At 74.2% G+C, this 12,943-nt stretch carries 12 protein-coding genes; 6 read left to right on the top strand and 6 right to left on the bottom strand.

Translation table 11 applies throughout. The annotated features are described in order from the left end of the window. The first annotated feature begins 14 nt into the window (after positions 1–14). Positions 15–1,610: a hypothetical protein gene (locus ACIBTV_RS23715; protein WP_396708154.1), complete on the top strand. Its 1,596-nt coding sequence runs from the start codon at positions 15–17 to the stop codon at positions 1,608–1,610. A gap of 239 nt (positions 1,611–1,849) precedes the next feature. Here ACIBTV_RS23715 and ACIBTV_RS23710 read toward each other — a convergent pair whose 3' ends face one another. Next, the gene (locus ACIBTV_RS23710; RefSeq protein ID WP_396708152.1) at positions 1,850–2,056 is read right to left on the bottom strand and encodes a hypothetical protein; all 207 of its coding nucleotides are present in this window, start codon (positions 2,054–2,056) and stop codon (positions 1,850–1,852) included. 256 nt (positions 2,057–2,312) lie between these two features. Here ACIBTV_RS23710 and ACIBTV_RS23705 point away from each other — a divergent pair, with 256 nt between their 5' ends. Beyond that, positions 2,313–3,140: a hypothetical protein gene (locus ACIBTV_RS23705; protein WP_396708150.1), complete on the top strand. Its 828-nt coding sequence runs from the start codon at positions 2,313–2,315 to the stop codon at positions 3,138–3,140. Between the two features lie 63 nt (positions 3,141–3,203). Here the strand turns inward: ACIBTV_RS23705 and ACIBTV_RS23700 are convergent, their stop codons facing one another. The 5 genes from ACIBTV_RS23700 to ACIBTV_RS23680 form a co-directional block, all read right to left on the bottom strand. After that, positions 3,204–4,379, bottom strand: a complete 1,176-nt coding sequence (locus ACIBTV_RS23700) for a low temperature requirement protein A (protein WP_396708149.1) — start codon at positions 4,377–4,379, stop codon at positions 3,204–3,206. Positions 4,380–4,548: 169 nt separating this feature from the next. Next, positions 4,549–5,529, bottom strand: a complete 981-nt coding sequence (locus tag ACIBTV_RS23695; protein ID WP_396708147.1) for a hypothetical protein — start codon at positions 5,527–5,529, stop codon at positions 4,549–4,551. A 202-nt stretch (positions 5,530–5,731) separates the two neighbouring features. Beyond that, on the bottom strand, positions 5,732–7,081 hold the full coding sequence (locus tag ACIBTV_RS23690; RefSeq protein WP_396708145.1) for an FAD-dependent oxidoreductase: 1,350 nt from the start codon (positions 7,079–7,081) through the stop codon (positions 5,732–5,734). A gap of 8 nt (positions 7,082–7,089) precedes the next feature. Further along, positions 7,090–7,437: a TcmI family type II polyketide cyclase gene (locus tag ACIBTV_RS23685; protein ID WP_396708143.1), complete on the bottom strand. Its 348-nt coding sequence runs from the start codon at positions 7,435–7,437 to the stop codon at positions 7,090–7,092. Positions 7,438–7,522: 85 nt separating this feature from the next. Continuing rightward, entirely contained in the window at positions 7,523–8,359 is an 837-nt protein-coding gene (locus ACIBTV_RS23680; RefSeq protein ID WP_396708141.1) for a BTAD domain-containing putative transcriptional regulator, read from the bottom strand. Between the two features lie 420 nt (positions 8,360–8,779). Between ACIBTV_RS23680 and ACIBTV_RS23675 the strand changes: the two genes are divergently transcribed. The 4 genes from ACIBTV_RS23675 to ACIBTV_RS23660 are packed head-to-tail and all read left to right on the top strand — an operon-like array spanning position 8,780 to position 12,932. Beyond that, entirely contained in the window at positions 8,780–9,121 is a 342-nt protein-coding gene (locus ACIBTV_RS23675) for a TcmI family type II polyketide cyclase (RefSeq protein ID WP_396708139.1), read from the top strand. Continuing rightward, positions 9,118–10,821 carry an acetyl-CoA carboxylase carboxyltransferase subunit alpha gene (locus tag ACIBTV_RS23670; protein ID WP_396708137.1) on the top strand — a complete coding sequence of 568 codons (1,704 nt, stop codon included), beginning with the start codon at positions 9,118–9,120 and terminating at the stop codon, positions 10,819–10,821. The genes ACIBTV_RS23675 and ACIBTV_RS23670 overlap by 4 nt, the downstream gene beginning before the upstream one ends. Then, positions 10,818–11,354 carry an acetyl-CoA carboxylase biotin carboxyl carrier protein gene (gene accB, locus ACIBTV_RS23665; RefSeq protein WP_396708136.1) on the top strand — a complete coding sequence of 179 codons (537 nt, stop codon included), beginning with the start codon at positions 10,818–10,820 and terminating at the stop codon, positions 11,352–11,354. The genes ACIBTV_RS23670 and accB overlap by 4 nt, the downstream gene beginning before the upstream one ends. Before the next feature lie 12 nt (positions 11,355–11,366). Continuing rightward, positions 11,367–12,932: an acetyl/propionyl/methylcrotonyl-CoA carboxylase subunit alpha gene (locus ACIBTV_RS23660; RefSeq protein ID WP_396708134.1), complete on the top strand. Its 1,566-nt coding sequence runs from the start codon at positions 11,367–11,369 to the stop codon at positions 12,930–12,932. The last annotated feature ends 11 nt before the right edge of the window (positions 12,933–12,943 follow it).

Below are 12,943 nucleotides of genomic sequence, written 5' to 3'. Positions count from 1 at the left end.
GGAGGCAGGAGAGGATGTCCACGTACCACGGAGGCCGACGGGCAGCACGACCCAGGCGACGCTCACGGTGGTTCTTAGCCGGCGGACTGCTCGCGGGCAGCCTGGTCGTCGGGGTGGCCGGGTTCAACGGTGTCGCCGCCACGGCCGGCGACCGGGACTTTCCGGCGCTGGACCTGGCCGGAGTGCTGCGCGGGGACGACGCGAGCTCGGCACCCGGCGGCGCCGCGGGGCGCCCGGGTGAACCGTCCGGTGACGGCGCCGGCCGCCCCGACGGCCGCGAGGGGGACGGCCGCGACGGCGGCGGGCCCGACCGGCAGGGCGATCGCGGTGAGCCGGGCCGACAGCCCGCCGACGGGCCGGGGACCGGGCGGCACGAGGTGGTGTCGGTGCCGTGCGACGGGGCCAAGCTGATCGCCGCGCTCGTCCAGGCCAACGCCGAGGGTGGCGGGTCGCTGCGGCTCGCCGCGAAGTGCACCTACACGCTGAGCCAGGCGTTCCATCAGGCCGACGAGTACGACGGCGGGATCCGCGACGCCCGGGAGGCGGCCGACGCCGCGGAGACCCCGGGAGACGCCGAGGCCCCGAAGCACAAGCCGGAGGACGACAAGGCGGGCCTGCCGGTGATCTACCACGCGATCACCGTCGAGGGCGAGGGCGCCACCATCGCGCGGGACGTCCACGCCGAGGACTTCCGCTTCTTCACCGTGCGGGACGGGGGTGAGCTGACCCTGCGCAACCTCACCCTGCACAACGGGCGGTCCAAGATCGAGGGCGGCGCCGTCCACGTCGTGCACGGCGCGACGGCGGTCCTCGAGCACACCACCGTCACCCACAGCACCTCCCTCTCCGCCGAAGGCGGGGGCGGTGGGGTCTTCAACGACGGCAACATGGTCGTCCGGGACAGCACCTTCGTCGGCAACAGCGCGGCCGGCGCTGCGGGCAAGGGCGGAGGCCTGCTCAACGGAGGCGTGCTCACGCTGCGCGGCTCGCGCTTCCACCAGAACAGCGCCAACGCGTACGGCGGCGGGCTGGGCAACTACCGCGGTGCGGCCGAGGTCGAGACCAGCACCTTCGTGCAGAACAGCGCGGCGCAGGGCGGGGGACTGGCCAGCTTCTCGGCCCGGACCAAGGTCTTCGACACCAAGGTGCTCGGCAACTCCGCACAGGTCGGCGGCGGGCTCGCCAACTCCGACGCGGTGCTGGTGCTGCGCAAGATGACGATCCGGGACAACACCTCGACGGTCAACGGCGGCGGCATCTCCACGGTCAAGGGACTGCTACCGCTCGACGACAGCGTGGTGGCCGGGAACACCACCCACGGAGCCGGCGGCGGTATCTACGCCGACAAGTCCAACCTGCTCGTCCGGGGCAGCGACGTGACCGGCAACGAGGCGGTCGGCGCCGCGTCGAAGGGCGGCGGCATCCACGCCCTCGCCGGGCAGGTCTCCGTCTACACCAGCCGGATCACCTGGAACGCGGCGACGGTGGCGCCGGGTGGCGTCTTCGCCCACCACGCCCGGGCCCGCATCGACGACGAGAGCGTCATCGTCGAGAACGAACCGACCAACTGTGCGGGCAACACGCCAGCGGTGGCCCACTGCTTCCGCTGACGACACCGACCCGTCCACCGGGTCACCCCGGCCGCCCGCGCCCTCCGCGCCGCCGGGCGAGGCGGGTCGCGGGCACGCGATACAGGCAGGGCCTCCGGCCGACCCGTCAACCCAGCCTCCTAGGACGGGTTGAAGGTGGTGCGCCGTGCCACCTCTGCCGTACGTGACCTGCGCCTTGACGCGTACGCGACACGGCCCGCGCCCCTCACGGACGCGGGCCGGGATGCGGCGGGGATGTCCTACTTGGACGGCTGGGGGAGCTCGCAGTCGACCTTCGGGTTCGCCCCGATGTAGTTCAGCGGACCGGCGACGATGGTCACGAGGATGGTGCCGGCCTCCGCGCAGTTGGTGTCGTCGCCGCTGTAGTAGCCGCGCTGGCCGGCGGCGATCGCACCGATGATGAGCCAGATGACGACGATGACTCCGAGTATCGAACTGCCGCGCATCGCATGCCTCCCGAAGGGTTTGTGGTGGGTCGAGGTGCACGCGTTGTACCCAGTCGCGTCGAACGGCTAACGGTGCCACCGATCGGCGGACCGGCTCGGCCGTCCGGACCATCACCGGCGTCCGGGTGGTACCGGGACAGCTCGTCCGGTCGTACGACGTCGTGGTCGTCGGCTATCGGATCGAGGACCGACCTCGGGCGTCACCCGCGGGTGCGGACGTAGAACTGGCTACGGCAACCCGCCGAGGAGGAGCGCCATGGACGTCCGCACCCCGCACCTGCACATCGACCGCCCCGCGGATGTGGCGGCGGCGGCTCGCGCGCTGGCCGACGGCGCGGTCGTGGCGACCGCCTTCGCGAACTTCTACGCGATCGTCGCCCGCCCCGACGCGGACACCGTGCGACGGGTCAACCTGGCCAAGGGTCGGCCGGTGGACCAGGTGGGCAGCGTGAGCGCCGCCGCATACCGCATCCCGGCGCTGTTCGACTGGACGCGGATCTCGCCCCGGCTACCGGAGCGGCGGGTGCGTCAGCTGATGGACGCCCTCTACGCCGCCGGCCCGTTCGGCTTCCGGGGCCCGGCCGCGGACGGGCTGCCGGAGCACCTGACCCAGCACGACCGGGGCATCCGGACCGCGCAGGTCATCGCGCCCGGCACGGTCTGCCCGTCGAATGCCTTCCTCGCGCGGGCGGCCGCGGAGGCCGGCGTGGACCACCTCTACATCACCTCGGCGAACCGGTCGCGGCACCTCACCGGCGCGACGGAGGAGCCGGCGCACTGGAAAGCCGACGCCATTGCCGCCGAGTTCGCCCACCTGCCCGACCTGGTCGTGGTGGCGCACCGCGACGAGGCGGCGGCCCGTACCGCGTACCCGGCCTACCTGCCGACCTCGGTGACCCTGCTGTCGTTCCACCTGCCGGAGGGGGAGTGGGAGGAACCGCCGGTGCTCATCGTGGAACGGCACGGTTCGCTGCACGTCGACGAGGTCCGCAGGGCCGCGGCGCCGCTCGGGCTCCAGGTGCGTCTGGCGGCCGGCGCCCGCCAGCGGTTGCGGATCCGGGAGTACGCGGAGGCGCTGGTGTGACGCCTCGCCCGCTCGGGTGGGGCGGGTTCCCGGGCCCGACGTTGTCGGGACGCGGCGGTCGGGTCAGTGCGGTGGCGCGGGGGCCTCCGGCGGTCGGCCCCAACTGCGGTAGGCGTCGGCGACGGCGACGCCGGCCAGCACCAGCATGGCGAGGAGCCCGGTGAACATCGGGCGGACGTACAGGGTGGCCGGTGCGATGGTGAGCAGGACCAGCAGCCCGCCGAAACGGGAGGGCGACACGCGGCTGAACACCTCGTACTCGAACGCGGCGCGGCCGGCCAGGAACAGCGCCGGGCCGCCGAGGATGACCGCCGTCCACGCCGGCGGGGTGTGCGGCTCCACGTCGTGCAGCATCAGGTCGAAGCCGGCGGCGGTGGTCACCACCCCCGCGACCATCAGCAGATGGGTGTACGGGGCGGTGTTCAGGAACGTGCTGGGCGTCCGGGACGCGGCGATGGCGACGGGGAGCAGCTCCCCGGACTTGTGCACGTAGATCCGCCAGAGCAGCAGGGTGATGCTGAACGCCAACGCGAACGAGGCGATCTTCTCCGTCTCCAGGTCGGTCATGCTGAAGACGGTGCCGATGGTCAGCACGCAGTCGCCGAGCGCGATGATGAAGAACTGCTGGTAGCGCTCGGCGAGATGTTCGGCGTAGACGTTGCGCTGGGCGGTGGGCACCACGCCGAGGCCGGGGACCGGGTAGGCGAGCCGGAAGCCGCCGTAGTCGATGGCCAGGGCCACGGCCCAGCAGAGCAGCCGCGCCTCGTCGTGGACGAACCCGCCGATGATCCAGGGCACCGACGACACGGCGAACCAGATGAAGATCCGCATCGCCCGTCGGCGGGTCTGCGACTCGTGACGCACCAACGGCATCAGGAAGAGCCCCCGGCCGAGGTGGATCGCGACGTACGTGCCGGCGAAGAGCAGCCCGCGTCCCTCGAACGCCTCGGGGATCGCGGTGGTCATCAGCAGGGCGCCGAACATCACCGCGACGACCAGCATCTTGATCTGCGGACGTTCGGGGTCGTACATGTCGGTGACCAGGGTGGTGATGGCCCAGGTCCACCAGATGGCGGCGAGCATGACCAGCCCCTGGCCCGCCGTGTGCCAGTCCAGCCCGATCACCACATTGCGGGAGATGAGGGCGAGCGCGACCACGAAGACGAGGTCGAAGAAGAGTTCGAGCAGGGTCACCCGGCGCGGGGCGTCCGGGTCACGTACCGGCGCGCGCTGCGGCACGGGCTGCTCCTGGCTACCAGGTCGGCTCGGCGGGTGGTGGGTCTTCTCCAGGTCCGACCGTAACGACGCCGGCAGCGGGACGTGCCTGTTCTGCCATTTTCCTGGCCGCCCTGACCGGCTCCGTGCCGCCGTCCGCGGTCACCCGCGTGGCGACACGGAGCCGGGCTGGTCAGGCCGGGTCGGTGCCGCCCGTCGGCAGCGCCGACGTGACGTCGTCCGAGGCGCCGGCGAGCACCTTCGCCTGCTGCGGCCAGGTGGCCAGGCCGGGCGCGGCCCGCAGGCCGGCACCCCGGATGACCTCGCGCAGGCCCGCCTCGTCCAGTTCGGCGAGCTGGCGGTAGGTCCGGACCCCGGCCGCCTGCAGCGCCGCGGCCATCTTCGGGCCGACGCCCTGGATCCGGCGGAAGTCGTCCACCTCGACCGAGGCCGCCGCGACGGGGCGTACCGGCGGGGTGGCGACCGGGGGCCGCGGTGCCGGCGCGGCGACCGCGACCGGCTCCTCGGCCGCGACCGGCTCGACAGGCGCGACCGGTTCAACAGGCGTGGCCGGTTCGTCGTCCGAGACCGGCTTCTCGGCGGCGACCGGCTCGTCCGCCGCGACCGGCTCAACCGGCTCAACCGGCTCGACCGGCGTGACCGGCTCGACCGGCGTGACCGGCTCGACCGGCTTGTCCGCCGCGACCGGCTCAACCGGCTCGACCGGTTCGACCGGCTCGTCAACGGCGGCCGGCTCGGTCCGTTCAATCGGTTCGTCGGCGGCGGCCGGCTCGGTCCGCTCGGCGTCCGGCGCGGGTCGCGGCGCGACCACCGGGGCCGGCTCGGGGCCGTCGGTGAGCGCCATGTCCGCCGGGTCGACACCGGTCGCCGGAACCGGCGCGGCGTCGGTGTCCGTCGCACCCGGCCCGCTGACCGTGTCCACGGGCGGGTCGGCGACCGCGGTCGGTGCCGGATCGACGGTCGCCGGCGCCGGGTCGGCGTCGACGGTTGCGGCGGGCGCCGGAGTGGCCAGCACGGCGGTGCCGGCGACCTCACCGTCCACGCCGGATGGCCCGGTACGCGCGGTTCGCAGACCACGCAGCAGCCAACCGGCCGCCAGACCCAGGACCACGGCCAATATCACTATCAGCGAGTGCCCGAAGGACCACGCCACGGTAGACCTCCCTCTCACCTCGTCGGAAAAGTCGCGACAAAAACTCGCCGCAGCTTCGCATACGCACGACTGGTGCGACAGGCAGGACCGTCGCTGTGGGATAGGCGGTACCGGGGGTGCGCGGGGCGCGACGCACCGTGGTCGGGGAGGGGTGACGACGACGGCCCCGGCGCGCGCGGGCGCCGGGGCCGGACCTGGGGGCTCAGTCCTCCTCGCCCCGGTAGGTGTAGAAGTCGTCGACGAACTTGCGCCGCAGCGGAGGCACGCGGCTGGTGACGCCGAAGTAGCCGCGGGCGCCGAGCAGGGCGAGCCGGCCGACGACGGGTTTGTACATGCGGTCCTCGCCGTTGGTGCCGCTGCGGTTCAGTGAGTCGGCGACGCGGGCGAAGCCGTACGGCACCATCGCCGTCTCGTAGTCCGCGACCGCCTGGAGCAGCGTCTTGTCGCCGGCCGCGGCGAGGCGCAGCTGCCGGCAGAGCAGGGCCGCGTCGCGCAGGGCGGTGTTCGCCCCCACCCCGCGCCCCGGGGTCATGGTGTGGATGGCGTCGCCGAGCAGCGTGACCGTGCTGCTCTTCCACGGCGGCACCGGTTCGGAGGTGCTGACCCGGATGGGCAGCGCGCTGTCCGGGTCGCTGCGGGCGAACAGCTCGCGTAGGTGCGGGTGCCAGTTGCCGGTGAGGTCGAGGGCGACCTGCACCAGGTCCTCGCCGCGGCGCTGCATGACGTCGGGCGGGAACCGGCGGGCGGCGCTCCAGATGATGAGGTTGATGTTGTCGCGGGTCGGGTCCTGGGCGAGGCCGGGCCAGGTGGACAGGATCGCCGCGTCGGCCTCGGCGACGTCGGGTTTCAACCGGCCGTCGGCGTCCCACTTGAACTCCATGACGTGCAGGACGCCCATCATCCCGCCGACCCCGAAGATCAGCGAGATGCCCCGCTGGAGGCGTTCGGGCAGCAGCGAGCGGGTGTGCGCGGTGAGGGGGATGCGGGTGGCGATGTTGATGGTGCCGGCGTCCCGGGTCACCGCCTGCGGCAGGTACTGCCGTCGTACGGCGGAGTGGGTGCCGTCGGCCGCGACCAGCAGGTCGCCGGTGGCGCTGCTGCCGTCGGCGAAGTGCGCGGTGACGCTGCCGTCGTCGCGCTGGTCGTACCGGGTGAAGGTCTTTCCGAAGTGCACCACGTCGTCCATGTCGGTGAGCAGGACGTGGCGCAGGGTCATCCGGGCGACGGAGCGTTCGGTGTCGACCGGGTGGGTGTCGGGGCGCAGCTCGAACGACGCGGTCTGCCGCATCCGCTGGGTGATGACGTTGAACCAGCGGGGGGAGCGGGCGCAGGTGGCGAGGTAGGTGGCGAACAGCCGCGGCGGTAGGCACTCCCGCAGCGCCCGACTGCCGGTCGGGCCGATGCCGACCCGGTAGCCGAGCAGCCCGTCGGTCGAGGTGCGGTACCGCTCGTAGACGGCGACGCTGATCCCGGCCTGGCGCAGCCCGTGCGCCAGGCACAGGCCGCCGGTGCCGGCCCCGATGATCAGGACGTGCGGTGCTCTGGTGGACATGGCGGCCCTCAGCCCGCCGCCCGGGGTGCGGGCGCCGTGGCGGCGTCCCAGCGGTAGAAGCAGCCGGCGATCGCGTCGCGGGGTGAGCGCCAGGTCGGCAGGTAGGGCGAGGTGTGCGCGGAGAGCCGCTCGTTGACCTGCCGGTAGAGCGGGTGGTTGCGCGCCGCGCCGAGGGCCTCCGGGTCGATCTCGGCGGTCTCCATCACGTGGACGAAGACGTCGTGCAGGCAGTACAGGGACCGGTGGGTGACCCCGGTCAGGCCGGGCAGCTCGGTCGCGTCGGACTCGGCGAAGATCTGCGCCACCCGACCTTCCGCGCCGGGGACGATCCTGCTGACGATCAGTAGACGGCTCATCGGACCCCTTCCGCCGGTGGCTCCCCTGCGGGGACCACGGGACTGCTGTGCCGCCCACCGTGCCGGCCGGACTGTCACCTCGCCGTCACGCGTTGCGCCGCGACGGTGACGGCGGGCGGGCCGGTCCACCCGGGGCGCGACCGGGGTGTCCCGGGGCCCGGCGGGGGGTCGCGGTGGTCTCCCGGGTGGCCCGGCGGATCGGGGCGAGGGTCTCGTCGAGCAGGGCGCACATCGCGGGGGAGGGCTCCAGCCGCAGCTCGCGCAGGAGCAGGTCGCGGTAGACGTAGAAGGCGTGCACCGCCTCGAAGGCGTTGCCTTCGGCCAGGTGGATGCGCACCACCAGCCGGTGTGGGGTCTCGCGCAGCGGCTCGGCGGCCATCGCCTCCAGGGCGGCCTCCAGGGCCTCGCCGTGCCGACCCGCCGTCAGGTGCTGCCCGGCCACCTGTTCCAGCATGTGCAGGCGGAGCTGCCGCAGGCGTTCCCGCTCCAGCAGCACCCAGTCGTCGTACCAGCCGGGCAGTAGGTCGTGCCGGCCGGCGGCGAGTGCGCCGGCGGCCGCGCGGGGGTCGACGCCGTCGCGGACCCGGGCGGCCGTGCCGGTCAGCTCGTCGACGTCGAGCCACACCGTCGGGTCGAGCCGGACGGTGTCGGCGGTGACCTCGAGGGGGCAGCAGGGGTCCTGCCGCAGCCGCCACAGGGCGGTACGCAGCGACGACAGCGCCCGCTCCTCCGACACGTCCGGCCACAGCAGCCCGGCGAGCTGGCTGCGGGTGGCGCCGGGACGCAGCCCGATCAGCGCGATCACCCGTTGCAGGCCACGCGGCACCACCACCGGCGCGGTGCCGTGGAGCAACCGGAAGCCGCCGAGCAGGTGCAGGGAGACGTCGACGTCGGGTGTCGACATGAACGGATCAGCGGCCACGGCGGCACCCCCTGTGGAACGCTCGTCCCGACTGTCTGCGGTGTGGCCCCGGCGTTCGTGACACGCGCCGCCGACGACGCGGCACCGCGCCGCGGCCGCCGGGTTGGCCGGTCTGACCGCCACGAAGATTATCAATAGTGGTAACTCTCGGTCAACGGATCGCCGGCCATTGCGATTCCGGGCGGGTAACCATGAAGTGGGCTCTGAACTGCGAATAGTTGCGGATGTAATGATCTTAGGGTCAGTCGATCCATAGCCCGTACACAGCTTGCGTCAACGCAGCGTCACGACGGGTCGTCCCGCATGGACCCGTCCCGGTGACGCCCCCGTGACGGCGGTCGCCGCATCGTGGCCGCAGTCGTCCGGCTCGTCCGGCGCCGTCGTCGGGTGACGTCGGCCGCCGTGGGGGGAGGCCCGTCCATGGATCGATCGCTCATCATCGCGAAGGTGGTCCCGACCGCGGAGACGCAGGTCGCGGAGATCTTCGCGGAATCCGACGCCACGGAGCTGCCACACCTGGCCGGCGTCCGGCACCGGTCGCTCTACCGGCTGCACGACCTGTACGTGCACCTGCTGGAGACCGAGCTGGAGGGGCACACCGCGGTCGAGGCGGCCCGCGCTCACCCGGAGTTCGCCCGGGTCAGCGCCCGACTCGCGCCGTACGTCTCGCCGTACTCGCCGCAGTGGCGCGAGCCGCGCGACGCCCTGGCGCGCTGCTTCTACCGCTTCGACGCCCCCGCGTCGGTCGGGCGGCGGCCGTGACCGCCACCGCGCCGCGCGAGGAGCAGCTCTGGTCCCGCTGCGCGGGGTGCGCCACCCTGCTCTATCGCAAGCGGCTGCGGCGAAACCTGGACGTCTGCCCCGAGTGCGGGGTGCACGCCCGGCTCGGCGCCCCGGACCGGGTGCGGCAGCTCGTGGACCCGGGAACGTTCCGGCCGCTGCCCCACCGACCCGCTGACGTGGACCCCATCGACTTCGTCGACGTGGTGCCGTACCCGCACCGGCTCACCGCGGCCCGCGCCGGCACCGGGCTGGCCGAGGCCGTGCTCTGCGGCACCGCCACCCTCGGCGGTCACCCGGCCGCGCTCGCGGTGATGGACTTCCGCTTCCTGGGCGGGAGCCTCGGCTGCGCGGTCGGCGAGCTGATCACCTGCGCGGCCGAGCGCGCGCTGGACGACCGCGTACCGCTGATCCTCGTCACCGCCTCCGGCGGCGCGCGGATGCAGGAGGGCGTGCTGTCGCTGATGCAGATGGCGACGGTCAGCCAGGCCGTCGCGGCGCTGCGTGAGGCGGGGCTGCTCACCGTCAGCGTGCTCACCGACCCCACCTACGGAGGGGTGGCCGCGTCGTTCGCCACCAACACCGACGTGGTGGTCGCCGAGAGCGGCGCGCGGATGGGTTTCGCCGGCCCCCGGGTGATCCGGCAGGTCACCGGTCGGGCGCTGCCGGACGGCTTCCAGACCGCCGACTTCCTGCTGCGGCACGGCCAGGTCGACATGGTGGTGCCGCGTCGCGCGTTGCGGGGCCGGCTGGTGGCGCTGCTCGCCGCCGCGCGGGCCGCCCGCCCACCCGCCACGCGCCCGCCGGCGCCCCGCCGCCCGGCGGAGCCGCCGACCTCCGACCCGGTCCCGACGGCCACCGGCGACGGTGACCCGTGGGCGACCGTACGCCTGGCGCGGCACCCCGGCCGCCCGACCACTCTCGACTACCTGGAGTCCGCGTTCGACGGCTTCGTCGAGCTGCACGGCGACCGGCTCGGCGGCGACTGCCCCGCCGTCGTCGGTGGCCTCGCCCGCGTCGACGGCCGCCCGGTCATGGTCATCGGCCACCAGAAGGGCCACACCACCGCCGAACTGGTCGCCCGCAACTTCGGCATGGCCAGCCCCGCCGGGCACCGCAAGGCCCTGCGGCTGATGCGCCTCGCCGCGCGGCTCGGCCTGCCGGTGGTGACGCTGGTGGACACGCCGGGCGCCGACCCGGGCGTGGGCGCGGAGGAGCAGGGCCAGGCGGCGGCCATCGCCGAGAACATCCTCGCCCTCACCGTCCTGCCCACGCCGGTGATCGCGGTGGTCACCGGCGAGGGCGGCAGCGGCGGGGCGCTCGCCCTGGCCGTGGCGGACCGGGTGCTCATGCTGGAGCACGCCGTCTACTCCGTGATCAGCCCCGAGGGCTGCGCCGCGATCCTCTGGCCGGACCGGTCGGCGGCGCCGCAGGCGGCCCGGGCGCTGCGGTTGACCGCCCCGGACCTGCGCCGCCTCGGCGTCGTCGACGAGATCGTGCCGGAGCCCGCGGGCGCCGCGCACGTCGACCCGGAGGCGACGGCACGGGCGTTGGGCGACGTGGTCCGGGACAACCTGCTGCCGCTGCTCGACGTGCCGGCCGCGACGCTGGTGCGCCTGCGTCGGCAACGCTTCCGGCGCTTCGGCGCGGCCCGCGCCAGCCTCCGGGCGGGTGCCCGGTGACGCGCGGCCCGGCCCGTCCCGACGTGGCGCCGGCGCCCGCCGAACCGGCGGCCGACGGCGCGGACGGCACCGACGCGGTGCTCGCCGGGCTGCGCCGGCACGCCCGGCACCTGGTCGCCGAGCTGGCCGGGCCGGTCCGCCGGGTGCGGCTGCGCAGCGGCGAGACGGTGCTGGAGGTGGAGTGGCACGGCGCTGTCGCGCTGCCCCCGGCGGCGCCGACCACGGTCGCCGAGCCGCCGGCCGCGCCCCGCCCGGCGCCGCCACCGGCCACCGACGAGCCGGACCCGGACCCGCACGCCACGGTCCGCGCGCCGATCGTCGGCACCTTCTACCGGGCACCGGAGCCGGGCGCCGCCCCGTACGTCGCCGTCGGCGACCTGGTCCGGCCCGGCCAGGTGGTCGGGATCGTCGAGGCGATGAAGCTGATGAACGAGGTGACCGCCGACCGGGGCGGACGGGTCGCCGCCGTGCTGACCGAGGACGGGCAGCCGGTGGAGTACGACCAGCCGCTGCTCGCGCTGGATCCGGCCTGAGGGCGGTGCGGGATGTTCGACAAGGTACTGATCGCCAACCGGGGTGAGATCGCCCTGCGGGTGCTGCGCGCCTGCCGCGAACTCGGGATCCGTACGGCCGTGGTCTACTCCGCCGCGGACGCCGAGTCGGCCGCGGTGCGCCTCGCCGACCAGGCCGTCCGGATCGGGCCGGCGGCCAGCCGCCGCAGCTACCTCAACGCCGCCGCCATCGTCGAGGCGGCCCGCCAGGTCGGTGCCCAGGCGGTGCACCCCGGCTACGGGTTCCTCTCCGAGGACGCGGACTTCGCCGAGATCTGCGCCGAGAACGGGTTGACCTTCATCGGCCCGCCCCCGGAGGTGATGGCCGCGCTGGCCGACAAGTCCTCGGCCCGGGCCCTGATGAGCCGTGCCGGGCTGCCGCTGCCCGCGGGCAGCGTCCAGCCGGTGGCCACCGTGGACGCGGCCGTCGAGGTGGCCGCCGGGATCGGCTACCCGGTGATCGTCAAGGCGGCGGCCGGGGGCGGCGGGCGCGGCATGACCGTCGTGTGGGCCCCGGCCGACCTGCCCCGCGCGTACGCGAAGACCCGCGCCGCCGCCCTGGCCGCCTTCGGCGACGACCGGGTGTACGTCGAGCGGTACCTGACCGACGCCCGGCACGTCGAGGTGCAGGTGCTCTGCGACGCGCACGGCAACGGAGTGCACCTGGGCACCCGGGACTGCTCGGTGCAGCGGCGCCACCAGAAGTTGGTGGAGGAGGCGCCCGCGCCGGCGCTCTCCGCCGCCACCCTGGACACGATCGCCGAGACCGCGCTGCGCGGCGCCCTGGCGGTCGGGTTCACCGGTGCGGGCACCCTGGAGTTCCTGGTCGACGCCGAGGAACGGTTCCACTTCCTGGAGATCAACTGTCGGATCCAGGTGGAGCATCCGGTCACCGAGATGATCACCGGGATCGACCTGGTGCACGAGCAGCTGCACATCGCCGCCGGGGCGCCGCTGCGCTGGCGCCAGGACGAGATCCGTCCGCACGGGGTGGCGGTGGAGTGTCGGGTCAACGTGGAGGACCCGGACCGCGGTTTCGCGCCCACCCCCGGCCGGTTGGAGCGGTTCGTGCCGCCCGGCGGCCCGTTCACCCGGGTGGACACCCACGGCCGCCCCGGCTACGTGGTCGGCCCGCACTACGACTCGCTGTTGGCCAAGGTGGTCGTCTGGGCGCCGGACCGCGAGCTGGCACTCAACCGGCTCGAACGTGCCCTCGACGAGTTCGAGATCGGCGGGCCGGGCGTGCGGACGACGATCCCGTTCGTCCGGCGCGTCCTCGACGACGCCGCGTTCCGCAAGGGCCGCTACACCACCGGCCTGGTCGACCGGCTGCTCGCCGTCGACCTGTCACCCGATCCGGCCGCACCCACCCCGGCCCCACCGGAGCAGGCCGCACCGTCGGCCCCGCCGGGACAGGCCGCACCGGACCAGGCCGCACCGCCCGCCGCGCCGGAGCAGGACGCACCGTCGGCGCCGCCGGGACAGGCCGCCGCACCTCGACCACCGGCCGCGCCGGTGACCGCCACCCGTCCGCCGGCCCCGGCCGGATCGTCCGCATGACCCAGGAGGAC

Origin of the sequence: Micromonospora sp. NPDC049366 (assembly GCF_044466625.1) — a bacterium.
Lineage (GTDB): Bacteria > Actinomycetota > Actinomycetes > Mycobacteriales > Micromonosporaceae > Micromonospora.
The sequence above is the reverse complement of the archived record's forward strand: the minus strand, read 5'-3'. Positions and strand labels throughout refer to the sequence as shown.